Annotated in this window: 23 protein-coding genes; 6 read left to right on the plus strand and 17 right to left on the minus strand. The window is 71.2% G+C overall.

Features of this window, described 5'->3' with window-relative positions:
* Positions 1-149: 149 nt before the first annotated feature.
* The 3 genes from ABEE00_RS06545 (at position 150) to ABEE00_RS06555 (ending at position 2,482) form a co-directional block, all read left to right on the plus strand.
* The gene (locus tag ABEE00_RS06545; RefSeq protein ID WP_345744294.1) at positions 150-998 is read left to right on the plus strand and encodes an oxidoreductase; all 849 of its coding nucleotides are present in this window, start codon (positions 150-152) and stop codon (positions 996-998) included.
* Positions 998-1,612: a TetR/AcrR family transcriptional regulator gene (locus tag ABEE00_RS06550; RefSeq protein WP_345744295.1), complete on the plus strand. Its 615-nt coding sequence runs from the start codon at positions 998-1,000 to the stop codon at positions 1,610-1,612. Before ABEE00_RS06545 ends, ABEE00_RS06550 begins: the two co-directional genes overlap by 1 nt.
* Before the next feature lie 666 nt (positions 1,613-2,278).
* Positions 2,279-2,482 (plus strand): cold-shock protein, encoded by a 204-nt coding sequence (locus tag ABEE00_RS06555; protein ID WP_345744296.1) that lies wholly within the window; start codon positions 2,279-2,281, stop codon positions 2,480-2,482.
* A gap of 252 nt (positions 2,483-2,734) precedes the next feature.
* Here ABEE00_RS06555 and ABEE00_RS06560 read toward each other — a convergent pair whose 3' ends face one another.
* The 4 genes from ABEE00_RS06560 to ABEE00_RS06575 form a co-directional block, all read right to left on the minus strand.
* Positions 2,735-3,160 (minus strand): CBS domain-containing protein, encoded by a 426-nt coding sequence (locus ABEE00_RS06560; RefSeq protein ID WP_345744297.1) that lies wholly within the window; start codon positions 3,158-3,160, stop codon positions 2,735-2,737.
* Positions 3,161-3,193: 33 nt separating this feature from the next.
* Positions 3,194-4,666, minus strand: a complete 1,473-nt coding sequence (locus tag ABEE00_RS06565; protein WP_345744298.1) for a DEAD/DEAH box helicase — start codon at positions 4,664-4,666, stop codon at positions 3,194-3,196.
* Between the two features lie 349 nt (positions 4,667-5,015).
* On the minus strand, positions 5,016-5,219 hold the full coding sequence (locus ABEE00_RS06570) for a cold-shock protein (RefSeq protein ID WP_345744299.1): 204 nt from the start codon (positions 5,217-5,219) through the stop codon (positions 5,016-5,018).
* An 863-nt stretch (positions 5,220-6,082) separates the two neighbouring features.
* Complete coding sequence (locus ABEE00_RS06575; RefSeq protein WP_451918506.1) at positions 6,083-6,430, minus strand: MerR family transcriptional regulator; 348 nt, start codon at positions 6,428-6,430, stop codon at positions 6,083-6,085.
* Between the two features lie 876 nt (positions 6,431-7,306).
* Here ABEE00_RS06575 and ABEE00_RS06580 point away from each other — a divergent pair.
* On the plus strand, positions 7,307-7,702 hold the full coding sequence (locus ABEE00_RS06580; protein WP_345744300.1) for an STAS domain-containing protein: 396 nt from the start codon (positions 7,307-7,309) through the stop codon (positions 7,700-7,702).
* A 183-nt stretch (positions 7,703-7,885) separates the two neighbouring features.
* Here ABEE00_RS06580 and ABEE00_RS06585 read toward each other — a convergent pair whose 3' ends face one another.
* Together ABEE00_RS06585 and ABEE00_RS06590 are read right to left on the minus strand one after the other, a co-directional pair.
* Positions 7,886-8,212, minus strand: coding sequence for an ATP-binding protein (locus tag ABEE00_RS06585; protein WP_345744301.1), 327 nt, complete (start codon positions 8,210-8,212; stop codon positions 7,886-7,888).
* A gap of 654 nt (positions 8,213-8,866) precedes the next feature.
* Positions 8,867-9,241, minus strand: a complete 375-nt coding sequence (locus ABEE00_RS06590) for a hypothetical protein (RefSeq protein WP_345744302.1) — start codon at positions 9,239-9,241, stop codon at positions 8,867-8,869.
* A gap of 280 nt (positions 9,242-9,521) precedes the next feature.
* Between ABEE00_RS06590 and ABEE00_RS06595 the strand changes: the two genes are divergently transcribed.
* Positions 9,522-9,917: an STAS domain-containing protein gene (locus tag ABEE00_RS06595; RefSeq protein ID WP_345744303.1), complete on the plus strand. Its 396-nt coding sequence runs from the start codon at positions 9,522-9,524 to the stop codon at positions 9,915-9,917.
* On the opposite strand, the gene ABEE00_RS06600 is transcribed toward ABEE00_RS06595, so the two are convergent.
* From ABEE00_RS06600 to ABEE00_RS06645, 10 genes are all read right to left on the minus strand, one after another.
* The gene (locus tag ABEE00_RS06600; protein ID WP_345744304.1) at positions 9,826-10,542 is read right to left on the minus strand and encodes a DUF3662 domain-containing protein; all 717 of its coding nucleotides are present in this window, start codon (positions 10,540-10,542) and stop codon (positions 9,826-9,828) included. The two genes, ABEE00_RS06595 and ABEE00_RS06600, sit on opposite strands and share 92 nt — an antisense overlap.
* Positions 10,526-10,747: a hypothetical protein gene (locus ABEE00_RS06605; RefSeq protein WP_345744305.1), complete on the minus strand. Its 222-nt coding sequence runs from the start codon at positions 10,745-10,747 to the stop codon at positions 10,526-10,528. The genes ABEE00_RS06600 and ABEE00_RS06605 overlap by 17 nt, the downstream gene beginning before the upstream one ends.
* Before the next feature lie 164 nt (positions 10,748-10,911).
* A complete protein-coding gene (locus ABEE00_RS06610; protein ID WP_345744306.1) occupies positions 10,912-11,334 on the minus strand; it encodes an ATP-binding protein in 423 nt (140 codons plus the stop codon).
* A 545-nt stretch (positions 11,335-11,879) separates the two neighbouring features.
* Positions 11,880-12,830, minus strand: a complete 951-nt coding sequence (locus tag ABEE00_RS06615; RefSeq protein WP_345744307.1) for a C40 family peptidase — start codon at positions 12,828-12,830, stop codon at positions 11,880-11,882.
* 6 nt (positions 12,831-12,836) lie between these two features.
* Positions 12,837-13,853: a replication-relaxation family protein gene (locus ABEE00_RS06620; RefSeq protein WP_345744308.1), complete on the minus strand. Its 1,017-nt coding sequence runs from the start codon at positions 13,851-13,853 to the stop codon at positions 12,837-12,839.
* Positions 13,854-13,873: 20 nt separating this feature from the next.
* The gene (locus ABEE00_RS06625; RefSeq protein ID WP_345744309.1) at positions 13,874-16,348 is read right to left on the minus strand and encodes a helicase HerA domain-containing protein; all 2,475 of its coding nucleotides are present in this window, start codon (positions 16,346-16,348) and stop codon (positions 13,874-13,876) included.
* Positions 16,349-16,386: 38 nt separating this feature from the next.
* Positions 16,387-19,278, minus strand: a complete 2,892-nt coding sequence (locus ABEE00_RS06630) for a TraG/VirB4 family ATPase (protein ID WP_345744310.1) — start codon at positions 19,276-19,278, stop codon at positions 16,387-16,389.
* A 25-nt stretch (positions 19,279-19,303) separates the two neighbouring features.
* A complete protein-coding gene (locus ABEE00_RS06635; protein WP_345744311.1) occupies positions 19,304-20,659 on the minus strand; it encodes a hypothetical protein in 1,356 nt (451 codons plus the stop codon).
* Complete coding sequence (locus ABEE00_RS06640) at positions 20,652-22,475, minus strand: TrbL/VirB6 family protein (protein ID WP_474775248.1); 1,824 nt, start codon at positions 22,473-22,475, stop codon at positions 20,652-20,654. The genes ABEE00_RS06635 and ABEE00_RS06640 overlap by 8 nt, the downstream gene beginning before the upstream one ends.
* The gene (locus ABEE00_RS06645) at positions 22,475-22,807 is read right to left on the minus strand and encodes a pilin (protein ID WP_345744313.1); all 333 of its coding nucleotides are present in this window, start codon (positions 22,805-22,807) and stop codon (positions 22,475-22,477) included. The genes ABEE00_RS06640 and ABEE00_RS06645 overlap by 1 nt, the downstream gene beginning before the upstream one ends.
* Positions 22,808-23,223: 416 nt before the next feature.
* Here ABEE00_RS06645 and ABEE00_RS06650 point away from each other — a divergent pair, with 416 nt between their 5' ends.
* The gene (locus ABEE00_RS06650; RefSeq protein ID WP_345744314.1) at positions 23,224-24,078 is read left to right on the plus strand and encodes a SpdA protein; all 855 of its coding nucleotides are present in this window, start codon (positions 23,224-23,226) and stop codon (positions 24,076-24,078) included.
* Here ABEE00_RS06650 and ABEE00_RS06655 read toward each other — a convergent pair.
* Positions 24,051-24,809, minus strand: a complete 759-nt coding sequence (locus ABEE00_RS06655) for a hypothetical protein (protein WP_345744315.1) — start codon at positions 24,807-24,809, stop codon at positions 24,051-24,053. The two genes, ABEE00_RS06650 and ABEE00_RS06655, sit on opposite strands and share 28 nt — an antisense overlap.
* Positions 24,810-25,835: the final 1,026 nt, after the last annotated feature.

The raw sequence follows: 25,835 nt of genomic DNA on the forward strand, positions 1-25,835 counted from the left end.
CGGTCGGCGAGGGGCCGGGGCCGACCTCGGCTGAGCATGATGCCGTTGGGGCTACAGAATCGACACTGCGTTGATAAAAAACGACGACGTGTAGACTCTCTGGTTGAGGGGGGCAGGCCGGCTCCTCACGCGACCTTTGTGGAGGAGTAGTGCAGCAGCAGAAGTGGCTTATCACCGGCGTCAGCACGGGCCTCGGGCGTGCCTTCGCCGAGGCCGCCCTGGCCGCAGGTCACACCGTCGTCGGCACCGTCCGCTCCGAGAAGGACCTGCGGGCCTTCGAAGAACTCAGGCCCGGTGATGCTCATGGTCGCCTGCTGGACGTGACGGACGATGACGCCGTCTCCGGAGTAGTCGCCGAGGTGGAGCGGAGCGTCGGCCCTATCGATGTTGCCGTCGCCAATGCCGGCTACGGCCTGGAGGGCACCTTCGAGGAAACCCCGCTGGCCGAGGTGCGGCGGCAGTTCGAGGTCAACGTGTTCGGAGCAGTGGCCACGCTGCAGGCGGTGCTGCCGCACATGCGCAGGCGCCGCCGCGGACACCTGATGGCCGTCACCTCCATGGGCGGGCTCATGGCCGTGCCTGGAATGTCCGCCTACTGCGGCAGCAAGTTCGCCCTGGAGGGCATCCTCGAGGCACTGGGCAAGGAGGTCGCACAGTTCGGGATCCACGTGACGGCGATCGAGCCCGGCTCCTTCCGCACCGACTGGGCCGGAAGGTCCATGACGCGCGCCGGGCGGACCGTCGACGACTACGACGAGCTGTTCACCCCCATCCGTGAGGCACGGCAGAAGGCCAGCGGAAACCAGCTGGGCGACCCGGCCAGGGCCGGGGAGGCGGTCGTGCACATCGCCTCGGTCGAGCAGCCGCCGGCCCACCTCGTCCTGGGCTCGGACGCGCTGCGGCTGGTCGCCGCCGCCCGCACGGCCGTTGACGAGGACATCCGCGCGTGGGAGGCGCTCTCGCGTACGACTGACTTCGCCGAAGGCGCTCAGCTCTGATGCCCGAGCACCATTCCGGGCGCGGCCGCCGCACCACCGAGCGCAAAGGGGATGTCCGGGAGCGGGCCATCCTCGACACCTGCGAGGCCCTGCTGGCGGAGAAGGGCTACGAGGCCATGACCGTCGGCGACATTGCGCAGGGCGCCGGCATCACCCGCGGATCCCTGTACTTCTACTTCGGCTCCAAGCAGGAAGTGGTCACCGCGCTGGTGGCCCGGACCGTCGAGCATCTGTGGGAGCGGTCCCGGGTCACCGCGGAGGCGGAGGAGCCGCGTCAGGCCATCGCGGTGGCCATGCGGCGCACGGTCGAACTGTGGAACGAGCACGGCCTGGTCATGCGCACCGCGATCGACCTCTCGCTGACCGTGCCAGAGATCGGTGAACTCTGGAGCCACACAGCTGACTTGTTCATCACGGCGATCACCGCCGTCCTGGAGCGAGCCGGTGTCGAGGCCGGCACCGAACCGCAGCAGGCATCGGCGATGGCACGCGCCCTGTGCTGGATGATCGAGCGGACCTTCTACCACGCCTCGCAAGAGCCCCACCAGGAGTTGCAAAAGGCATCCTCGACCTGCGAACACATCTGGCTGGTCAGCGCCGGTCTGCTCACCTGACGCATCCGGCGTGGAAGGTGAGGCGTGAAACCGAACCCCGTGACTCCGATGCCTGCCATCCAGGCACTCCGCCAGCGGAAAACCCGCGAGACACAACGTCCTATCCCAACCCGATCCACGGGAGCTGGCGTCCACAACACCCGTGTATGGGCCTTCCGGGTCAGGGCGTGAGACTTGGAACATCACTTACGGGACAGCCCTTAGCTGCTCGTATTGAGTGAGGTATCGCCTTCCGCTGTCCGCAGCGCACCCACCTGGTCCAGGGCATACTGCCGGGGCTGGCAGACGGGCTGATGACGCGATCACAAGAACGCTGATGCGACGGGCAGTTCCGCGGGAGCCGGGCACCAGACGGGGATTTCAAGAAATACTGCACTGCAACCGGCTGATATTTGTTGCCGCGAGGTCAGAGTTTGGTGTCGCGGCCGACGAGAGTTTTTGTCCCAGGCGTTGAGTAGGAACTACCAGTTATACGAAGGCTACTGGTGCATGCTAGCGTCGCTTCCAGTTGCAGTAGTGGTCCCCGAACCCCAAGGCCGTCGCCTGTGTTTCAGTAGCCGGAAAGTGAACTCTGTCTCCAGTCGCGACGTCCGGGCGGGGCGCCATCTCGGCAACCGAGTATCTGCAATTGCGGATACCGGCGCGTTGACCAGAAGGAGGCATGACATGGCGTCCGGCACTGTGAAGTGGTTCAACGCAGCAAGGGGTTTCGGCTTCATCGAGCAGGAGGACGGCGGTGCTGACGTGTTCGCCCACTTCTCGAACATCGCCGTCCAGGACTGTTTTGAGCTACTCGAAGGCCAGAAAGTCAGCTTCGAGATCGTGATGTGCGAGAAGGGTCCTGCGGCCGAGAACATCGTTCTTGCGTGATGACGACGCCCTCTTTCGTAGAGGGGCCCGCTCTGTGAGTGCAGACCCCTCTACGATCCCGAAGTCATCACGATCCTGGGTCGCTCCGATGCCGGCGCTGGCACTACCCCTGTCGGTCCACGAGCCAGCTCAGGACCCGGCCCCCGATCGGCCAAACTGCAGCGCTCACCGTGCGACACGAGGTCGCGCGGTGAGCGCTGTACAACTGGCGTTGCACCTCGACCCGACCGAGGCTGACTGTCGAACTCCTGGTCAGGGGATGAGCCCGAGAATGCCGAGGGTGTATCCGTCCTCATCGACCACTGGGGATAGGTGCAGGGCGTGATGCCGCATTCCGGCTTCCACGTCGCTGAGCTGTTCCGTGGTGGAGGGAAACGGTCCCCGGTTGCAAGGGATGTCGCGAAGCTGGGTGTGATCGGTGTACCAGTTGCCGCCGCGGTGGGCGGTGAGTTCCGCGTGGGTGACCAGGCCGGAGCAGCGGCCGTCGTCGTGGAGCACCAGGTGCTGGACACGGGCGCTGACCGCGACGGAGAGGGCCACGTCGACCATCATGTGCTCGTCCGCTTGCGGGCCGGGCGCGCCCATCGCCTCGGCGACAGTGAGGACTGCACTCGCCTTCGGGAGGGCCTGGCTGTCGATCTGTGTCGCGGGGGCTTTCCTTCTGTCGACTGCATGCATGACCGACTGGCTGCGGAACGGCCAGGGCCGGGGCTATGCGGCCGTGTTGACGGAGGGGCGGCGTCGCCGGCGTGCAGAGCGGCTGCGCCGCGTTCGCTGCGCAGGGACCGCGGGTTTGGGCGGCTCGGTGTCCGCGACGGTGAGCGGGACGCCCGAAGGCATCTGCGCACCAGTGATGCGTCCCAAGTCGGCTTCGCCGGGGCGGACTCGGGTCTGCTCGGCCGTGATGGAGGCGTGCGACATCATGCGGTTTATGCTGTGGCGCTGTCCGGGCAGAACGAGGGTTACGACGGTGCCGGACTCGCTGGCGCGTGCGGTGCGTCCGCCGCGGTGCAGGTAGTCCTTGTGGTCGGTGGGCGGGTCGACGTTGACGACGAGGTCGAGGTTGTCGACGTGGAGGCCGCGGGCGGCGACGTTGGTCGCGACCAGGACGTTCGCGTGGCCGGACTTGAACGCCGTGAGGGTGCGGGTGCGTTGGGACTGCGACTTCCCGCCGTGCAGGGCCGAGGCGCGCACCCCGACCGCGAGCAGGTGCCGGGTGAGGCGGTCCACGGCGTGCTTGGTGTCCAGGAACATGATCACCCGGCCGTCGCGGGCGGCGATCTGCGTGGTCGCCTCCTGCTTGTCGCCCCCGTGTACGTGCAAGAGGTGGTGTTCCATGGCGGTGACCGCGCCGGCGGAGGGGTCGACGGAGTGGACCACCGGGTCGCTCAGGTAGCGGCGGACCAGCAGGTCGACGTTGCGGTCCAAGGTGGCGGAGAACAAGAGCCGTTGCCCGCCGGGACGCACCTGGTCGAGGAGGTGGGTCACCTGGGGCATGAAGCCCATGTCGGCCATCTGGTCGGCCTCGTCCAGGACCGTGATGGCCACCTGGTCCAGGCGGCAGTCGCCGCGCTGGAGCAGGTCCTTGAGGCGGCCCGGGGTGGCAACTACGACCTCGCTGCCGGATTGCAGGTCCCGTGCCTGACGGCCGATGGACATGCCGCCGACGACGGTGGTGAGCCGCAGGTGCAGTGCGCGGGCGTACGGGGTGAGGGCGGCCGTGACCTGCTGGGCCAGCTCCCGGGTGGGGACGAGGACCAGGGACAGCGGTTGCCGGGGCTCGGCTCGCTGCCCCGCGGTGCGGGCTAGCAGTGCGAGACCGAAGGCGAGGGTCTTGCCCGACCCGGTCCGGCCGCGGCCCAGGACGTCCCGGCCGGCCAGCGCGTTGGGCAGCGTCGCGGCCTGGATCGGGAAGGGGGCGCTCATGCCGTGCGCGCGGAGCGTGGTCTTCAGGCGGTCGGGCATCTCCAGGTCGGCGAATGTCTCGACGGCCGGCAGCGGCGGGGTGTGCGTGACGGGGAGGGCGAACTCCCTCGGCGGGCCGGTCGGGCGGCCCTTGCCGGCGCGCGCCCCTTGGGACGTACGGGTCGGCCCGCCACGTCGGTTGGTCTGGTGCGGGCGGCGATTGGCACCGGCGGGGGCGCGGTGTGAAGGGCCGGCGGTGGTGCGAGCGGTGTGGTTCATGCAGAACCTTCCTCGATGCGGCACGATTCGAGGAATTCATCGCAGCCTTGCGCAGCCGCATGGAAATTCACAAGATCGGGCCGAAGAAAAAGACGAAACACTCCGGAGCCGTAAAGGCGGCGGGGTCGTCATGAAAGGCACCCGGCCATCAACGGAGAAGTTGGCCGATAAATGGGCGCCGGGTAGCCGGGGGCACGTTGTCCCGCGGCTGGGGGTGCGACAGGCAGTCCTGTCCCCATTCACTCGCCCCGGGGGGAAGAGTCTCCGTTGCTGCGGGGGCGAGTGGGAATAATGCGAGGAGCTGGGGCCGCACGCAGGTGCGTGCCCCAGCTCCTCGTGCGCGTCAGCGTCAGGCGGGAACGATGTTCTCCGCCTGCGGGCCCTTCTGGCCCTGCGTGACGTCGAAGCTCACCTTCTGGCCTTCGAGCAGCTCACGGAATCCGGTGGCGTTGATGTTCGAGTAGTGGGCGAACACGTCAGCGCCGCCGCCCTCCTGCTCGATGAAGCCGAAGCCCTTTTCCGAGTTGAACCACTTCACGGTGCCAGTAACCAAAATACATCTCCTTCAAGGCGGTACCCGGAACCCGCACTGCGCGGGAGCCGGAGTTGCCGCGATGATAACCCTCCGCGAAACGGAAACACCCAAGGCTCTTTCCGGGGATCCCGGAGGAGCGCTTGAAGTTTTAGGGAACCACAACTGCAACTGGTCGTAACCGTAACACGGTGACCCCGTCTATTGCGATGCTTCTTGGTTTCGGATTCGCCAAGGCAACACTTCTCCTCGGGCACTATTCGTACTTCTGTAGCGGCGAAAAGAGTTTTCCCGCACCGGGCGGCTATTGGAATCAACCCGCGGGGCCGACGCCACGGCACTGACCACCGGCTCGGCGCCGACGGGTACATCTGCCCGCGACGGCAGGGCCGGGGCAGGTTGGCTGTGGTCGGCCGAAGAGCAGGTCGTAGCCCGGGGGCACCTGGTGCAGGGTCTGGCACATCAGCGTGTCGTCAGGCGTGTCGGCCACCACGCTGAGGACCGCGCTGACATCCCAGGCGGCGGTCTTCTCGGTGGCTCCCTTAAATCCATTCCGCGGTGGCGCGGATGAACCGCCCGGAGGAAGAGGGGAGGGCGGCGGCCTGGGCAGATCGAGCAGCGCCAGCGCGAAGTCCCCGCGAGCCCGGCCGCCACCTTGGCCCGCGCCCGGCCGCCATAGTGGGCGCCCAGCAGCGCGAGCGCGGCGGGTGAGCACCCCGCTCCTCTCCCTGAGCGGGGTGCTCACCGCGTTCCTGGACGGCACACAGGAACGCCTCCCAGCGGATGCGCATCGTCACTTCGCGGTCGCGACTCACGGCGCGGAGCGGGGGCCGGGCCCCGCAGGCGGCAGCCGGAGGCCGGAGCGTCGCAGGGATCGGGAAGTGTCAGGCGTCTGCCGTGGAGTCCGGCGAGGTCTCCGGGTTGCGCAGCTGTTCGTTGAGTCGCTGGGCCTCTTCGAGCTGGTCTTCGAGGATGATGATGCGGCAGGCCGCCTCAACGGACGTGCCCTGGTCGACGAGTTCGCGGGCTCGGGAGGCGAGCCGGAGCTGGTAGCGCGAGTAGCGGCGGTGCCCGCCTTCGGAGCGCAGGGGAACGATCAGCTTCGCCTCGCCGATGGCCCGCAGGAAGGCGGGGGTGGTGCCGAGCATTTCGGCGGCCCGCCCCATGGTGTAGGCGGGGTAATCCTCGTCGTCGAGGTTGCTCGACGAGGTGGTGGGGTTGTCTGGGGCCACTGGCACCTCTCGGTTCGCGCGTCGAGGGGCCCTGGCGCTGTACGACGCCAGGGCCCCTGGGGGATTAACACCATCTACCGGCTATGTACACCGGGTTCCGTTGTCCGCGCCACTACCAGGAAGGGCGAGGCGCGGGGATCGCGGCTGCGTGACCGGGGACCACCTTCCAATCCGGGGCCTGCGGTTCCCGGGCGGACCCTTCCTGCCCGGGCGATCCTGATGGTGCCGTCCTCCTTCTCTACTGATCTGTCGTGCACTGCTCGATCTTGCAGAACTTCCAGCGACCCCTGGAGTCGCCTGGACCGGCGGTCAGCGGTGGAGCCCTCACCATCCGGCCACACCACTCGACCGCCGGCCCCTCACTTCCTTGACCTGCATGCGGGGCAGTTCCGTCATCTGCCCCGCCCTTCTGATCTCCGCGAGTACGAGGAAGACATTACCCCCGACACTGCCTCATGTCTACTCGCGCGATCACAGATTTTCTCCAGCAGGCGAAGGAGTCCATCTCACTCCCGCACAGCAGAAGACTGCACCGACAACTGCCGCTGCACTTCGGGCGGCGCCCCGCTCCCCAGAGGACGAGGGGTCAGCTCAGCAGCCTCACGGCGGGCGAGGGCGATGGCCTTACTTCGAGGACCGGAATCCGGGGCAGTTGAAGGTACGGGGGTATTCCGGCCACGAGCGGTCCGCACAACGGGGCTGGTGACCTGGCTCGGCGCGTACGGTTCGAGGCGCCACGGCGCCCGAACTGGCGGCCACGCTGATGTTGATGTCATCCAGATGCCACTCGCTTAGCACGGGCGAGCTCGTGCATAACGGGTATGCGGCCTTCGTACAGAGAGGACTCAGTGAGATTGCGGAGGTGAAGGCAGCGGTATGCCTGGCAGCACTCCGCCGTTGCGGCTGACCACTCTCATCGATGGCCCCGAGTGTGCGGTAATGCGGCTGGCCGGGGAGTTGGATGTGCGCAGCGAGCACCAATTCCTCACCCAGGCTGGGGACATGGTCACCCGCGGGCACCGGTACCTGGTGCTGGACGTCACGGCGCTGCGGTTCTGCGACTCGCGCGGCCTGAACTGCCTGCTGGCGCTGGAGTGGCTCTGCCGTCAATTCAGCGGCCAGCTCCTTCTGGCCTCCCCCGGCTCCCGGCTGCTGCACCTGCTGATGCTCGTCCAGGTACAGGAGATCTTCTCCTGCTACCCCACCGTCGGCCACGCCCTCAGCGCGATCCCGCCTGCCCACCGACCCGCGTGGCCCACGGCACCCCCATGAGCCCCCGCGTAAGCGCGCTCCGCCCAGCCCACTGCCGACGCAGGCCCCGGGCCCGTGCAGGCGTGTCTCCAACCTGCGCAGGCGCATCCGGGCGAAGCGCGCGCTTTCTCCAACGGGTGTTGGAGCTTTCGGGTTACGCGCGGCTGACTGTCTGCGAGGCACGCCGCCCATCGTGATGTGCCGTCAGGGCAGAGCCAGGATGGCGCAGACCGTCTTGCCGCCGTGCGGGTGGCGGGTGGTGTGCAGCCGGTGGGCCAGGGCGTGGACCAGCAGCATGCCGCGCCCGCTCTCCCGTTCGCTGCTGGGGCCGGGCTGATGCGGTCGGTGCGGGCTGGTGTCATCGACCTCCACGGTCACCCCGTTCCCGCCGAAGGTCAGGCGCAGCCGGCAGCGGCTGTCGGTGTGGCAGACGGCGTTGGTGACCAGTTCGGAGACGATCAGAGCGGCGGCTTCCGCGCATCCGGCTCCGGCGTCGGGGGTGCGGTCGCTGGTGAGGAAGCCGGTGGTCAACCGGCGCGCCCAGCTCGCAGAGGTGCGGTGCGGCGGGAGGGTGCACTCGATCCGAGCGGTATGGTGCGCTGTCTTTCTTTTCGCGCGCATGAGGCTCACGTCCCCCCCCCCCCCCAAGGATGTGATCGGCGCGCTTCCTGCGTGCCGGGCCTGCGCGAGGCGCCTGTCGCGCGGTATGGATCTGCTGATGGGGGCGTTCCCGGCGGGGCCGTAGGCAACCCCCTACCAGGTGGTACGCCCACCTCCTCCACCTATCCAGTACAAGCGGATGAAGCCATTCCGCAGTGCTGGACGAGTGACAGGCGCAATGGCAGGTATCACGGCCCAAATTCCTCTGTTCCGGTCGCCGGGATCGGTTCCTACCCTGAGGTAGCAGGGGTAGATGACGTCCGGGCATGGGCGGATCGGCCCCTTCGGGCACCTTCATCCCGGTGAGCCCGCTGGAGCTGCACGTCGTTCTGACAGCTCCAGCGTGTCCTCTCGGCGAGTTCCAGAGCGGAGGAACATCCAGTGCCTCCGCCGCCGGTGAGGACACCGCGCGAGGAGTCGAGCCAGGGGAGGACCGCTCTTTGCGCCCGACGGCCGCCGCCGTCCCGAATCGGCGGCGGCCGTCCCGCCCCTCCTCAAGGAAGCGGCCTCACGGGCAGCGAGCCTTCAGCAGCGCGGTACGCAGGCGTGCAGGCTGGTGCCACCCGTCTGCGGCAGGTCCAGGGTTACCGTCCCGGCCAGGCCGGGCGGCAGCAACTTCTCTGAGGGCAGCGGCAGTTGGCCGCGGGCGCTGACACGCAGGTGCACCGCCTCGCTCGTGGCGCTCAGGTGCAGATCGGGGGTCTGGGAGTGCGCCAGGGCGTGGTCCACCAGTGCGCCGGCGGCCCGTTCCACGGCCATCCGGCAGGCACGGGGCGGAGTCGGAGTAAGGGTGAGCAGGAAGCCGGAGGCGATGCGGGCGGCCTGCACCCCGCACGCCAGATAGCCCTCCACCGTGGGGGCCGTGGACTCCTCGGGCCGTCTGGCGGGCGTGGTGGTCATGGCGGCCTCCTTCGTCCGTACCGGCGATGCCGCTCGTGGCATCACGGTGCAGCGGTGATACCCCGCCTGCCGCCTTCCACCCCCGTACGTCCACCCCACAGCCAGGACTTTCGCCCCAGCTGCCCGCACAGCGCCCCGCCCCGACGCGACGGGAGACGTGCCCGGTGGCGTGATGCCACCGCAATTCCACCGCGCCCCGCCGGTTTCCCTGGGCCCGCTACGGTGCTGCTGTCCCTGCGGCCCGCCGCCCCGCACCTGCGGCAGCGGAAGGAATGCGGCCATGACCATCCAGCCCGCGGCCTGTTGCGGCCACCCGCACGGCACCCTCCGCCGCTGGAAGGGCCGCTGCCTGGTGACCGTGCCCGGGGAGCTCGACCTGCACGCCGCGCTGAGCCTCACCCCGCACTGCCTGGATCCGGCGACCACCGGCCGCGGCTGCGCGGCGATGGTGGATATGCGGTGGGTGACCTTCCGCGACCTGGCTGGGCTGGCTGCGCTGCGCCGCGCCCACCGCCGCGCTCTCGAGCGCGGTGGGCATCTGGTGCTGGTGACTCAGCAGCCGGGCCTGCTGCGGCGGTTGGCCTTCACCGGCGCCCCCATCCCGTACGCCACATCTCTCGTCCGGGCACGGGCAGCCTGCCCGGCCGTACCCCCGCCTGCCCGGTCGCGCGGGTGAGCCGGGCCAGCCGCCCCGTCTGGGGGTGCTCGGAGGGGCGCAGCCCGGCCGCCGAGCCCTGTACGCGCGGTGCGGGCGGTGCTTCGATCACGGGCAGCGCCTTGGTCAGGTCCGCGGATGCGGTGGGGGCCTGGTGCGGGGCCAGGCGGCTGTGTACGCGGTAGCGCCGCCGTCCCTCGCCGGGGTGGAGGTCGACGGTGACCGGCCCGGCGAAGCGGTAGCGCTGCTCGGCGGCGTGCCGGCGCACCTGCGCGGCCAGCTCCGCCCCCAGCCGGCCGTGATGGGCGGCGAGTTGGCGGTGGCTGTCGGCGGGGAGCTCGATGGTGAAGTGGTTGGGCACCAGGGTGCGGCCCCGCTCCATGATCAGCGCGTTGTCGTCGCACTCCCGGCGCAGGACGGCCACCACCTCCATCGGTTTGGGCCGCGGGCTGCGCACCGCGGTCCACAGGGTGGAGGTCCAGCGTTCCATGGCACGTTCGATGCCTGTCAGGGTTCGCATCGCCTTCGGCTGCCCGGCCCGGGCGCGGGCATGTTCCCCCATACCGGTGGCGTGCGGCGGGAGTGAGGGGCCACTCGTGCTCCGGCCGCCGCCCGCCGGCCGCGGTGCCTTACGCCGGGGTGGCATGCGCCCTCCCCGGCGCAGGGGAGGTGGAGTACTTCTGCTCCAGTCCGGCGTGCTCGGCGTGCTCCATGGCCTCGCAGAAGCGCGCGAAGCCGGCCGCGCCCTTCCGGTCGGGCCCGCACGTTCCGCGCCGAGCGGCCCACCACCCCCACGTGCCGACCGCTATCGCGGCTCCCACGGGGATCAACAACCAGGCCAGTACGGCCATCGTCGGCCTCCTCAAGGCATACCGAGTGGCCGGTCTTCGGCGCCGGGCACTCGGGGCCTAACGGCGGGGCCGGCCTTCGGTCACGGCCGCTTTCCGGGCGTTCGGCCAAACGCCCGCGTCATTACGTACGGGGCTGCCCCGGGCACGGCAGGCGCGGGCTGCTGCTACAGCGGCAGTGTGGCCCGGATGGTCTTGGTGTGGCCCGCCCCGAGCTGGATGGTCACCTCGCGGGCGAAGTGCCGCACCAGCGGCCAACCGAACCCGCCGGTCTCCCCGCTAGTGCTGCTCAGATCCGGGGTGCGCTCGTGCGGCAGGGCCGAGCTGGCATCGCTGACGGCCACGTGCAGTTCGTGGGCGGAGGTGCTGAGGGAGAAGCCGGTGACCCCCTCGGTGTGCTGGAGGGCATTGGTGACCAGTTCGGAGACCACCAGCAGGACCCGGTCCACGGTCTCCGGCGTGGGTGGCGGGGAGAGCACCGCGAGGTAGCCGCGGGCGATCTGCCGGGACTGGGCGCTGCTGTGCAAGTACGCGGTCTGCGTCGCCGTAGCGGGGCGGGAGTGGTGATTCAGCGTGTCTGCCTGGCTCATGCCTGCCTCCTCTGGCCGAGAGCGGATTAGTGAATTCCGTTCGGTTGCTGGAGAACTGACCCAGGATCATCACCTCACTGTCTGTATTCCGCGCGCCAGAGCGCAGCGGGTGGGAACTCTCTCCCTTCATGGAGGGGATCAGGATGAGGTCACTTACCCAGGGGCACGCACCGCAATCACCACGTCCGAGGGACAACACGAAAACGGCACAGCTCGTCTCCCCGAAAGGGAGGAGGGCCTGGTGGGTGTCTGAGCGACAGCGGTTCCTGTGGGGCACGGAGTTGGATTAGCGTCGGCCGTCGCAAACGGGGGAACTCCGGTGCCCACCGTCATGCCTGGTTCGCCTACCGATACCGACGTGCGCTGTCAGGACTGCGCTGGAACGCGAGGTCTCAATTCTCGCCCCGCGTCCGGGGTGAGGCAGGGCCGTCAGCGTGGCTCGGTCTGGCGGCCTTCGGCGGATGCTGCCCGAGTCTGCCGAGACATTCGACCGCAGGGACGTCTATACCGGTCGGCTGAGCGGGGCGGCGGGCAAGCTCAGTACGTCATAGACCAGATGAGGCACTGTGAGCTGTGGGCCGTGTCGCTGCGAGAAAGTGGTCTGCGGGATAACGGTAGGGACCCAAGCGGATCTTCTTGCCGGGGCTCGGTGCGTCAATCATGCGGGCGCCGCCCACGTACAGCCCCACATGATCGACGCTTCGCTCCGAGCTGCCGTAGAAGACCAAATCGCCTGCGCGGAGCGCCTGTTGCGACGGGATGCGGGGCCCGGCCACGTACTGCTGCTGGGCAGTGCGCGGCAGTGTGATGCCCGCGGCGGCGTAGGCGGCCTGGGTGAGACCGGAGCAGTCGAAGCCTGCGTCTCCGGCGGGTGGGCCTTCGCCGCCCCACAGGTAGGGCAGGCCCACTTGCTTGCGGGCGTAAGCAACGGCCCGCGCGGCGGCGGCACTTGGCGTCGAAGCGCTGGTGGCTGCGTTGCGGTAGCGGCGTGCCTGGGAGAGGACCTGGGTGACGTACCAGTCGGCCCGGTTGTAGGTGTAGATCGCTTGCCGGAGGTGGCGGCCGTTGCGGGCGCCGGAGTCGCACAGGTAGGAGGCAGCCGCCTGGATCGCGTCTCGTGGCGCGTACGGGGAGGACGGCCGTCCGGCGAGGGCGGGGTGCCGGGCTGTGACGGCGGTGAAGGTGGCGGGGAGGAACTGCATCGGGCCGCGCGCTCCGGCGGCGTTCGCCCCGGAGCGGACTCCGGGCTGGGTGGAGCGGCCGTGGTCGGATTCGGCCTTGCCGATGGCGGCGAGGACGGACCAGTCCAGTCCCGGGCAGGTGGCCGCGGCTTCCTCGTAGTAGTGCAGGTAGGTGGCGGGGATGTCGGCGAGCGCGGCGTGGCTGGGGCGACTGGGACTGCCGGCCAGCATGGAGAACAGGCCGCCGGCCGCGGCTACGGCCAGGGCGATGAACAGCAGCAGCGCGGCGGCGAGCGCGGCGATCGCCTTCAGCACCGGAGGTCACCCCCTCTGATGCCAGGTCTGCGGCGGGGGCGGGTGAGGGGAAGGCGGCGGCAGGCCAGTGGTGCCGGAGGTTTCCTCGGCTCGAACGGGGGCGATCGGCTGGAGTTGCGGCCACGCTGCGGCCAGGTCCGCCAGCCGTAACCGTTCACCGCGCCCGCCGGGTGCGAGGGGGAGCCAGCGTGCTGTGGCGGCGGAGCCAGCGGTCTCGCTGCACGTGGTGGCTGTGGGCACGCTTAACGGGCTACTAAGTGAAGCCAGTTGGTCATCCAGCGCATGCCGGAGTCGGACTTCGCGGTGCGCAGTAGGCGTCCAGAAGAGTACGGGCGTTGTGATTGCGGTGGCCGCCGCGAGCTTCGCGTAGTCGTTCAGCTTGGCGGCCACGCGCGTGCTCGGGCGCTCCGTGCCAGTGTCGTACTCCAGGAACCATTCGACCTCGTGCCGCCCCTCGCACCAGCGCCCGTACGCGTCGGGCCGTACGAGGTCGCCGAAGTGCCGGAAGCAGCGCTCCTCGGACCACCATCTGGTGAGCCGGCCCTCGTCGCCCGGTTGGCGTGTAAGGGCTACGAGACCGGTGAAGACGGTGTTCGTGCCCAGGGCGTGGGCGAGCCGCAGCGAGTGGGCGATCCCGAGGGAGTCCCGGTGACGGTATCCCAAGTCGCCGGCATCCAGGCCGTATTCGCGGGCCAACACCGCGGCCCCGGCGGTGTCGAGGACGTAGTGCATGGGGGCCGAGCCGAAAGCGCGGAAGGGCTCGAAGCGGTCCACCACGCGCCACTTGTAGAGCTGGAGCAGCCGGTGGTTGGCCGCGCGCGGTGAGGGCCAGGCGAGCTGGGTGATCTGCGTGCTGGTGAAGACCTTGTGCTCGTACAGCATGTGCGCCAGCCAGCGGTCCCGGGCGGTCAGCCGTGGGGCCAGGAAGGCCACGAACTCCACGCCGACCGCAGCCCGTTGTTCTGGAGACCGCCCCCTTCGAGCGCGACGGGGGCGTTGGGCTGCCGAGAAGTCATTGGTCACGGTGAACTCCTTTCGTGACGTCAGGTGCCGCGGCGAGGGTCTGGCCCCTTGTTGCGCTGCGCTCCGACGGCGGGCGTGACGCCCTGCTGTGCGTTGCGTCGGGCCGCTGCTCGTATCTGCTGGTTACGGCCGTGGACGGGTGGAGGAAGCTGTTCGGTCACCGCGGTGAAGGCCGGTGCCTCGGCGCCGTGCAGGACGGGGCGTACGGCGGTGTGGAAGGCGTCCAGGTTCGACAGGTCGTGGGCGGCCAGGCGGGGTTCGGTGTGAGGGGCGAGCTGGCGGGCGTCCTCGGGCGAGGAGTTGAAGAAGATCTTGGTGCGGGCGTTCGTGCTGATGCCCTCCTCCAGCTCCCTGGGCAGCTGGCGCAGGTACTGGTGGGCCAGAGTGAGGGAGAGGCGGTAGCCGCGGGCCTCGGCGAGCATGTCCCCCAGGGGGTAGGGCAGGTGGAGGAAGTTGTGGGCCTCGTCGATGTAGAGCCCGCAGTCGCGGCGCTGGGCCTGAGGGAGGCGGGCGCGGCGGGTGGCGGCCTGCCAGGTGCGGGCGACGATGATCGAGCCCAGCAGGTTTGCGGTGTCCGCGCCCAGTGCGTCGCGGGCGATGCGCACCAGGCAGATTCCGCCGTCCAGGACGCGGTCCATGTCGACGGTGGAGGGCCCGGCGGCGATGGCGCCGCGCACGAAGGGCCGCAGCAGCACGCCGCGCAGCTTGTTCATCAGCGGCGCGGTCACCTGGGAGCGCCCGGCGGGGGAGAGGTCTTCGAACCAGACCCAGAAGCCGCGCAGGATCTCGTCGTTGAGCTGCCCGATGGCCCGGTGGCGGAAGGCCGGGATCGCCAGCAGCTGGGGCAGGCCGGTCAGCAGCGGGGTGCCGGGCAGCGCGCACAGGGTGAGCAGTCCGGCGCGCAGGATGTCATCGGTGCGCGGTCCCCAGGAGGCGGTGTAGATGCGGGAGAAGATGGTCACCAGGTTGTCCACGCTGTGGGCGGCGTCCGCGCCCTCCAGCGGGTTGAGGACGGGCGGGGGATAGGTGCTCTCGGCATCGAAGAGCACCACGCGCTCGCCCGCCTCCACGGGCAGCCGGTCCAGGACGTCGGTGACCAGATCGCCCTTGGGGTCGATGACGACCAGGCCGCGCCCGGCCGCCGCATCGGCGAGGATCATGCGCGCCATCAGCTCGGACTTGCCCGAGCCCGTGGCGCCCAGGATGTGCAGGTGCTGACGGGCATCGCTCACGCGCACCCCGATGCGCCGCGCCCGCCCGGCGGTGGCGCGCCCGATGGGCTTGACCGACCGGCCCGGGGAGGGCATGCCCGGCGGCGGGGGGATCGCCCGGGCCCCGGCCCGCTCCAGCCCCCTCACCGTCGCATCCCAGGGCAGGTGGGCGAGGGCGGCCAGTTCGGGCACCGAGAGCAGATCGCCGCGGCGCAGACGGCGCCCGTCCAGATCGGCCCGGAGGCGGAACGGGTGGGTGCGCCGGTAGTAGTTGTGGTCGCTGTAGGCGGCGTACGCGCTGGCCAGACCGTGGGCGGTGCCGCGCAGCCGCTCCCGCGAGTGGGCGAGGTCTTTGGCGGTGGGGGAGGCGGTGACGGCGTAGCGGATGCGCGTCTCATAGGCCGGGCCGCGCTGCTTGGCGACCACGGCACGATCCTGCGCGGAGTGCTCAAGCGCCAGGCGGTGCGGGGCCGTTGGGGCCTTGGGCCGGCTGCGGGGGCGCGGGGTGAGGGCGTCCAGCAGCGCGAAGACGAGGCGGGGCGCGCGAGGGGACTGGGAGCGGTCGCCGGTGTGGCGGGCGCGCTGGAGGCGCCGCCCCGTGGCGGGACGGGCCAGGACCTGTACGAGGGCCTGCTCGCGGGCGCCGAGCCCGGCCGGAACCCCCAGCAGGGCGCGCAGCGGGTCGGTGGGGAACTCCGCGCGCACGGGCAGCGCGTGGCCCCGCGCCAGCCGCAACTCCCCCGACACCACCGCCCCCTTCTTCCTCGCCTTCGCGCCAGGGGAGGGACGGGGGAGCGGGGGTGGTGCCGGGTGGGTGCGGGTGTGGGTGCCGGGCCAGGCCGACTCCACGGCCCGCTCGATCATGCCCGGGGGGATGCCGCCGGGCACCCACAGGCGCAGGGCGACGCTCTCGCGGTCGAAGACGTACTCCCACACCAGATGCGGCTGGCCGCTCCACCACCTGCGCCAGGCCGGGCCCAGCAGCCCGACCAGATTCGCCCACAGCGCCGCGGCCCCGGCCGGCTCTACCGCGGGCGGCGGCAGGAGGGCGATGAGCCGCGCGCTCTGGCTCATCGTGCGCCGCAGGCGGCGGTGGCATCCCCAGCGCACCCCCAAGAGCGCGGTCACAGCGCACAGGAGGAGGGCCGCGGTGAGCAGCCCCCAGGAGGCGGCCCCGTGGGCGAGGCGGGCGCCGGTGGCGTGCAGCGCGGCGCCCGGGTCGCGCACGAACTCCTCCAGCGGCGAGTCCGTGTGCGAGGAGTGGAGGAGGGCGGTCGGTGCCATGAGGGCCCCGCCTTTCTCGAGTGAGGGCATGCAGGGGCCTATTCGGGGCCGAGCAGGAAGTGGCCCTCGGCGTCGGCGGACAGCGAGGTGAAGTCCCCGTCCGGGGCGGCCGGCTGGGCCTGCGCGGGCGCCCGGGAGGCGGCGTGGCCGGCCAGTTCGGCCGGGTCGGTGGTGATCAGCTGGTGTTCGGAGGGAGAGGCCAGGGCCGTGAAGGCCACCCGGTGCTGCCCGGCGGCCAGCAGACCTTGGCCCCGCTCGGCACTGAGCAGGAACTGCCGCTCGCCCTGGGAGAGGGAGAAGGCGCGGGTGACCTCGTCGATGGCCTGCGGGGCCTGGCGCAGCAGGATCTGGGTGGCCGCGTTGGCTACCACCGCCTTCCCCAGCTGCGAGCCGAGCAGGTCGGCGGTGTCCTGGGTGGCCACCGTCAGCCCGGCCCAGTGCCGGCGCCCGGCCTTGGCCATGCGGAAGAGGAAGTCGGCGCCCGCCTGCTGGCGCATCAGCAGCCACCCCTCATCCACCGCCACCAGGCGCGGACGGCGTAGAGCGGGACTGGATACCTGCCGCCAGACCGCATCCAGGGCCAACAGCGTGCCCGCGGACCTCACTTCGGCGGGCAGCGCGCGCAGGGAGAAGACCACCAGATGTCCCTCGGGCAGGGAGGTGGTGGCCCCGGCGAACAGGCCGCGGAAGGACCCGTGGGTGAAGGGACGCAGCCGGGCGCCCAGCTCGGCGCCCGCCGTCCCTCCGCCGCGCTCGAGGGCGTCGGCCACATCGGCCAGCAGCGGCGCCGGGCGCCTCCAGCTGCGCGGGTCGCAGGTGATGCCCGCCTGCGCGTAGGCCGCGGTGGCGGCGCGGTCCAAGGCCGCCCGCGCCGCGGGCTCCAGCGGCGCCTCCAGCAGCACGGCGAGGAGGGTGTGCAAGAACAGCGAACGCTGCACCAGGGCGTCTTTGGGCGCGGCGCGCCGCCCGTCGGGGCGCGTGTGCACGGGCAGGTCCAGGGGGTTGAGGCGTACGCCCTCCGCGCCCAGGCGGATGCAGGTGCCGCCCACCGCGCGAGCCAGGCGCACGTACTCGTCTTCCGGGTCGATGATGTGGGCGTGCACGCCGCGGTAGAGCGAGCGCAGCAGCTCCAGCTTCAGCAGGTAGGACTTGCCCGCCCCGGAGCGGCCCAGCAGCACGGCGTTGTGGTTGTCCTGGGCGAAGCGGTCCCAGTGCACCAGCCCCTGACTGCCCGCGTTGTAGCCGTAGAGCACCCCGCCGCCCGGGGCGAGGGAGACCGGGTCGGCGGGTGGCAGGTCGGGGCTGGCGAAGGGGAAGGCGGCGGCCAGCGCCTCGGTGTCGAAGGTGCGGCGCAGGCGTACCGCGTCCAGGCCCAGCGGCAGGCAGCTGGTCCACCCCTGCAGGCTGCGGTAGCTGAGCGGCTGCGCGTCCAGCAGCAGGCTGGCGGCCAGAGAGCGCAGGGCTGCCGTCTCCTCGCCCAGCTCCTCGCGCCCGCCCGCATGCACGGCCAGATACAGCCCCAGCCGGTAGAGCTTGCCCTCGCCACGCGCCACACGCGCCGAGAGCTCATAGGCATCCTCGGCCGCCGCCTCGGCGTAGGGGTCCTGCAACTGTCCCCTGTCCTGGGCGTAGCGCCGCCCCGACTCCAGACGGGCCAGCTGCCGCTTGAGGCGGGAGGCCGCGGTGACGGGATCGAGGGGATCGATGTGCAACGCCACATCCAGCCGCCCCGGATGAGTGAGCAGCGGCTGCAGCCAGCCCGGGTACACCTCGCGCGGATATCCGCTCACGGCGAAGGCGGCGATGTGGTCCGCGCCCACCTCCACATGGCGGCTTCCCACGGCCAGGGCATCGGGCGCGAAAGCGAGGGCGGCAGAGGGCGAGGTCGGGCCGAGCGTCTCCGGTGCGCCGCCCCCGGCGGTGACCACCTCCTCGGGTGCGGCCAGCGCGGGGGAGGGCGGCAGGCAGGCATCGGGGCGGCAGGCGGCTTTGAGCACGGTGTGCGCAGGGGCCGCGCCCAGCGGGGTCACGGTGATGCCGGAGGGGGCCAGCAGCTCCTGCGCCTCGACCATGCGGCGCACGAGCCGCGCCTCGGCCGCGCGCAGCGAGACCGGTGACAGGGCGGGCGCTGCCGCCTGCGCCCGCCGACGCCCCCACTCCCGCCCCCGCCGGCCCGGGCGGGTACGGGCGGGCGGGACTTCCCGCCACACCAGCAGCACCTGACGGCGCAGCAGATCGCTGCCGCGGCCCAGCTCCTCGACATGCCCGGCGTGCTCGTACGCCGCCGAGCGCAGCGCCTCATTCGGCAGCGCGGACGCCCGCTCGCGCAGCTCGGCCAGCTCCCCGTGCAGATCCAGGCGTTGGGCGCGCACCAGGATCTGCACCGGCGCGGTCAGGGAGTGCAGATAGCGGCCGAACGCGCCCACCAGCGCCTCCTGCTCGGCCGGGGAGCGCAGCGCGAAGTTCACACTTGAGCACACCGCGATGACCGCCAGGCCCTCGGCGCCCAGATCCACCAGCCCCGCCTCCGAGACCTGCCGCACCGGCGTCATCTCCTCCGCCGCCACGGCCGTCACCCGGGCCGTGGCCGTGTGCTGCGCGCGCCGCGCCAGCCACAGCGGCGGCCGGGCGAGACCTTCCGGCGCGCACAGCCGCACCCGGGAAGACAGCAGGTGGCGGGCCGCGGCGAGCGCCAGACGATCCAGCGACGTCCCCTCCCGCCGCCCCAGCGCCAAGGCGGCGCCCGCCCCGCCCAGGGGGAGGGCGAGCAGGAGGAAGAAGGGGAGCGGCACCAGGGTGCGCAGCGCGCCCCACAGCCCGTACAGCGCCAGGCCGGACACGGCCAGCAGCAGCACCTGGCGGGCGGACAGGTTCGCCACCACCGTGTCCTCGCGCTCCACATCGACGGGGATGCGCACCGGCTGCGTCATCGTCGCTCACCCGCCGCTTCCGCGCTCACCGCACGACCTCCTTGACCGGCACCTGCCCGTCCTTGGTCACCAGCACCAGCAGGCCGGGGGCGCCGGCGGTGCCGTGCCGGTGGCGGTGCCAGGTCGACTCCGCGCGCAGGGCCGGGGGCTGGATGAAGGTGCGCGGCCCCTCGGTGTCGGTGAACTCGCGGTGCCGGTGCCCGGCCAGCAGCACGTCCGCGCGCTGCAGCGGCGAGGAGGCGTTGAAGGCCTGCCCGCGCCACCAGGCGAAGTGCTGCCCGGCCGGCCACTGGTGGCCGTGCGCGTGGGCGACCACCGTGCCCGAGCACTCCACGACCACCGTCAGCTCATCGGACGCGGGAACGTGCACCGTCACATGCCCGAAGGCCTCCGCATCCAGGGCCAGGGCCTCGTGCACGGCCACCAGCGCCTCGGTGTCGTGATTGTCATCGAAGCGGGTGGGCCCCCGCCCCGAGACGCGCACCGCCTGGCCGTGGTTACCCGGCACCGCGGCCAGCGTCACCCGTGGAGCCAGCGGCGCGAAGGTCAGCGCCGCGTGCAGCATCACATGCCGGGTCAGGCGGATCTGCTCGGTCAACGGCAGCGGCGTACGCCACGCCTGCGCTCCGCCCTGGGCGACGAACCCCTCGATGTGATCGCCCAGCCAGGCCAGGTGCACATGGCCGATGGCGAAGCGCTGCCGGTAGGCGGCCAGTCGGTCGGCCGCCGCATCCAGACACGCCAGGGTGCGCCGCGCGGTGCCCTCGGCGGCATCGCCGTCGCAGGTGCCGAAGTGCATGTCGCCCAGCGCCACCACGAAGCTGTGATCTCCCTGCGGCGCCGCCCGCTCGGGGCGCGGCGGGCGGGTGCGGACCGCCGCCAGCAGCTCCTCCAGGCCGGGGACAGCGGCAGGCGGCGGAGTGCGGGTGATGGTGTAGCGGGTGGAGGTGCCCAGGCTTCCGTCGGGCCGTGTCCACTGCGTGGCGCGCACGCCGGTCACCCTCCACTGGGCGGCATCCAGCCCCTGAGCGCGCAGGAAGGCGGCTGCGGCATCCTCCTGCCCCGCCTCCGCCTCGCGGTCCGCCTGCCGGTCCGTCTCCTGGCGCGCTGATGTGCGCTCGTCGCTGGTGCTCGTACGGGGTGTGCCGTCGTGGTGGTCGTCGTCCGCGCGGGCGCCGGGGTACGTCGTGGATGCATCGCCCTGCCCGTCGGCCGGCAACTGGCCGATAGCGGCCTCTTGTGCGGGCACGGAAGGCGGGGAGGCCCAGGCGGCAGGGCGGCTGCACAGCAGCAGCGATGCCAGCAGGCCGTACGCCGCCACCACACCGCTGTGGTGGCCAAGAGCGCCGGGCTGCCGGGCGGAAGAGAAACGATCACGCATGGTCGTCACCACCTGAAGGGGTTACCAGGGGCCGAGGGGCCAGGAAGGGGGCAGGCGGCGGCGGGCCGCTGGCACGTACCGGTCGGACGGGCGGGCGCACGACCGGTTCCTGGAAGCGGGGCGGGCCCGGCGGACGCCGCCGCACCACGGGGGCTGGGGCGGGGACGGCGCGTGGGGTCCGGAAGCCCGGCGCGCCGGGGCCGCCCGGCGTCCGTCCCGGCGGGTGCGAGGCGGGCGCGGCCTGGCTGCGCCCTGCCGGGTGCGGGCTGTGGGTGCGGGGCGGGGGCGGCTGAACGGTGGCCTGGCCCCGCGGCGGACCGGAGCGGGAAGCGGCGTGTCCTCGTTGAGCTCCGCTGCCGCTGCCGCTGCCGCTGCTCGGACCAGAGCCCGGGCCTGCGCCAGGCCGAGCGCCAGAGCCAGAGCTCGAGCCGGGGCGTGCGCCTGCGCCGGGGCGGGGCCGAGAGCCAGCGCCGGTGCCAGGGCCTGCGCCTGAGCCCGAGCCGGGCCGGGAGCTAGTCCCGGAGCCAGCGCCGGGGGCTGGGCCGGAGCCCGGGCGGGCGGGGTTGGGCGGCCAGGGCGCCTTGCCGCCGCGACGCCGGGGCGATGAGGGAGGGGGCGGCTGCCTGCCGGGGGCCGAGTGCAGACCGCGCGCGTGCGACGGCGTGCCGCGCAGCAGCCCGAAGGTCTTGTACGCGACCACCGCCCGCACCAGCCGACCCACCAGGGAGTGACCGCGCCCGGTGCGGACCGAACGCAGCACCCAGAACGGGATCTTGACCAGGATGTACAGCAGCGCCAGTGCCACCAGCGCGTTGATCAGTGCACTGTGGGTCGGCCCGAAGGGGCTGAAGCCGCCCGGGGTGAGGAAGACCCGCAGTGCCACGACGAGAGCGAGGGACTGCACCACCTGGATCGCCAGCACCCCGCCGAACAGCCGCCACCACCAGCGCGCCACCCCATCGGTCTGCGGCAGCGCATGACACATCAGCGCCAGCGGCGCCCCGGCGATCAGCAGCACGGTCAGGGCGATGCGTACGACGTAGGTGAGCAGCAGCACCAGCAGGCCCAGCGCCACCAGGCCCCAGAGCAGCAGCATGAAGATGTTGGTGTTGGCGCCGATGTTGGCCAGCACGAAGTCCCGCAGCGCCGCTCCCGCGGACTTCTTCTCCAGTCCTTCGCCCAGCACCGCCTGGGTCAGGGCGTTGGCCAGCTCCACGGCCTTCTGCGCGAAGAAGAGGGAGAGCGCGGCGGCCAGGAATCCCAGCGGAATACGCGGACCCAGCTCCCGGAGCGAGTAGCGGCTCTGGATGCTGCCGTGCGTCATCATCACGAGGCCGGACAGCATCACCAGCAGCCCGTAACAGGCCAGCGTGATTTGCCACGACCCGGCCCACAGCTGCCCCACCCGCGGCAGCGAGGAGGGAGTCGGTGTTGCCAGCAGGGAGTGGCCGAGCAGATCGAGCAGTGGATTGAGGGCGGAGCTGATCAGTCCTTGGAAGAAGGAGCCGATGGCTGCCGCCACGCCCCGAGCCACCCAGCCCGACACCCCCGCGGGCCCGCTGAGCCCGCCGCCGTCGGGCAGTTGAGGCGACACCAGAGCCTGGACATCGGGCGGGGCGGGCGAGGGGTCGGGCTGCGGGAGACAGTCCGGCCCGGTGCACGGCGGCGGGGCGCTCCACGCGGCCGGGACGTGACCTGAGGCGGAGGCCGCGCTGCTGTCCCCGTGCAGGAGAAGGAGGGCAAGCAGCAGTGCGCCCAGCACCAGCCCCACCCAGCGCCGGTGCAGGAGACCGGTGGCCAGCTCTGCGGGGGCCATCACGTGCCCACGATCCCTTTGAGGATCTCCACCACCAGCGGGGCCAGGGCCGCCAGCCCGTACCCCCAACCGGCGCTGCGGAAGGCGGACTTGGCCTTCTCCACCTCGCCCGGATCGCCACCGGCCATCACATAGCGCACCCCGCCCACGGTCAGGAACACGGTGGCCAGGGCACCGAGGATGCCCATGATCCAGTTGCGGATGTTGTTGAGCACCTCCTCCACCGACCCTGCCAGCGCCAGCGCGCGGGCCGCCGAGGCCGCGGCGGAAGGCGAGGCCGCGCCCAGCACGGCGGCCGCCGCGAGCCCCACCGCGAGGAGTGTCGCCAGCACCGGCACACACAGCCGACCGGCCCTGCGGCCGGGGCGGGTCTCAGCGCGGAGGTGGCTTCGCGGCGTCGACGGGTGGTGCATCACGCACCTCCTGGGTGAAGGCGGTCGGGAGGGCTCTCCAGAAACCTCCTCACTACAAAAAGGGCGCCCAGAGCCCCGGAATTGGACACCACAGGAAGGGGGAAATTTCCCGCCGCCGCGCCGCACTGCCGAGGAAGAGATCACTCGGCCCACACCGGGCGCAGGGCGCGACGGGGCGGCAACGGGCAGTGTGAGCTGGGGCGTTAGTAGCCCCGTAACCGCCGGCTAAGGAGTCAACGGCAGAGAACAGCGCCCACCGTGTCCAAAACGGCCGCTCCCAGAGGCCTTTTTCCAGTGAGGGGGCACTGACAGGCCCGCGTCCGGAGGTGGTGGCGATGACCCCTGCAAACTCGTACCTGCGCGGTCCGGTGACGCCAGGGCAACAGCGCATCACCGTGCGCCTCGTGACGACCGTGATGGTCACGGTGATCGCGCTGTCGTTCCTGTTCGGCTTCGGCAACGTGTGGAGCTTCGCACTGCGCCTGGGGGTGACCGCGTGGGTGGCGCCGCTGGTGGCACCGGCGGTGGACCTGTCGGTGCTGGGACTGCTGGTGGGCGTGCGCTGCCTGGCCCTGCACGGTGCGGGCCGCCGACAGCTGCGCTCCGCGCGGGTGCTGCTGTGCGCGGCGGGAATGATGACGCTGGCGCTGAACGTGGCCGACCCCCTCCTGGCCGGGCACCCGGGAAAGGCGGCCTTCGACGCGGTCGGTCCGCTGCTGCTGATCGGCTGGTGCGAGACCGGACCCGGACTCCTCCAGGCCCTCCACGGACTCAGTCCCGAACCGGACCCGGACCCAGCCGTCCGGGCGCAGCCAGCGGCCCCTCCCCACGCCCCCGCCCAGCACCCCCGCGCCATGTCTTCCTCGCGCCCACCGATACCGGGGCAACCGCCCACCGTCGCGCCGCTGTTGGACGAGACGCTGGTGAGGAAGGCACGTGCAGCTGATGCCCAGCACTGGGCCGAGCACCACCGGCCCATCTCGGCCGAAACCCTGCGCAAACACCTGGGAGTCGGCGCGGCCCGCGCCCGCAGACTGGTCGCCCAGATCCGCAGCGCACCCCAGACCGCCCCGGCCCTGGAACCGCCGCGCTCACCCGCCCTGCGCGCCCCCGCTCAACCCTTGCCCGGCAGCACTCCCGCCTCACGAGCACGCCCCGCCCCCTACTCGGGAGCGCACTCGGCCAAATGAGCCAGCAGCCGCTGCTCAGCACGGCGCCGCGCCTTGTAGGCGGCCTCCGCCGAGCGTTCGTGCCGCGACGCCCACAGCTGAAGACTCTGCTCCTCGAGCCGCGTGGCCCCGATCACGTCTGCCTCGGTCCGGGTCAGGACTCCGACCCGGACCGCCTGCGCCAGCACCAAGTCCGGGTGCCCCCAGGGGCGGGGCGGGGGAGTGGAGCCGACCCCCGGCGGCAGCGGAAGCGGCGCGGAGTCGGCCGCACGCAAGGCAACGAGCCCGTGGCGGTGGCCTGCGCGCAGCAACCGCGCCAGCACATGCGGCGCCTCCACATCGGCCTCGGCCAGCGCCGCCAGGTAGCCGGCCAGCACCTCGGCATGCACATCCCCCGCCTCCTGCGGGCAGCGCACCGACAGCGCGCGCACCACCCGTGCCAGACCGGGCAGCGCCATCCCCGTACACGCCAGCGTCCACGTCGCACCCTGCAGCCGGGCGCGGCCCACCATCGCCGCCCACACCGCATCCCGCGACCGCGGCGGACACCTGCGCTGCAGCAGAAGCCCGCGCAGCTCACCCAGGGGAACGTCCGCGTCGGGCAGCGCGGGGAACGGTCGGCAATCCAGCGTCAGCGGCCGAGGCCCGGATGTCAGCAGCGCGAAGCCGTCGCGCACCGCATCCAGGGGCAAGTACCGCGGTGAGCCCGGCTTTTCACGTCCGCGACCGAAGGTGACCTGTTCGCCCGCCATGACACCCGCCTCCCGCGCCTGGGGCAAGGACTTGCCCCAGGAAAGCGGAATGCCGCCAAGCGTCCGCCAGTTGGCATGCGATAAGGGCTCCAGTAGATATCGCCGAAAAGCACCGCGCAGCAGCTGTAGTCCATGAGAGAACGCGAGTGAGGATCCCAGGCGGGTTGTCATGGGTGGACTGCGCTGCCTGCGCCCTCCGCGGCACGGGGAGTTCGCCGGTCTGAGCGGCGGCGAGGTCAGCATGGGCCTGCTCGATAGATTCGGGGTGTGCCCCACGCTTGGCGGGCTCGGCGAGCGTGAGGCAGACGCTCGCCAGTCGCCCGAGTCCCAAGCGCCCATGCGACACAGGCGACGCGACGTGACCCGGTAGCTGTCGGTCCCGCCTCACCGTCGTCAGCCCTCGCCTGGACAACATCCGCTCAGGTCAGGGCAGTTGTGAACACTGCGGCGGAAGAGCCAAGTTTCCCGATGGCAAGGCCCGTCGAATAGCGCGTGCATGGGGCTACGAGCCCGACCCTGAGGTCCCCTACCCGAACGATGCGTCCAGATGGCCAGGCCGGTGTCTGGCTAAAGGCCACTATTGCGACCCGTCCCTGAACGCGCGGTACAGCGGCGGTCCATGTGCAGAGTGTGCCGATCATGGCTTCAAGCCCCACCGACCGGCCTTGCTGTACATAGTCATTAAGACGACTCTGGCTGCAGCCAAGATCGGTATCTGCGAACTCGTTCCGACGAACAGCCGTCTGTACGAGCACAGTCGTAACGGGTGGACCGTCCTCAAGACGATGAGCTTCCCGCTTGGCCGTGACGCTCGATCAGTCGAGAAGGCCATAGTCGGGTCTTGGTGCGCCCGTGGCTGGCTGCCAGTTTTGGATAACGGTCTTGCTTACAGCGGTTACACGGAGACCGTCTCGCTACGATCGATTTCTGTTGAGGAAATCTGGGCTGAAGTGTGCGTGGCTTCGCCCCTCTTGCCGGTCGACCATGACGCTCGGCTGAGTCAGGGTGACAATCAAGCGTCAACAG

This window comes from Streptomyces odontomachicola (assembly GCF_039605595.1).
Taxonomy (GTDB): Bacteria; Actinomycetota; Actinomycetes; order Streptomycetales; family Streptomycetaceae; genus Streptomyces.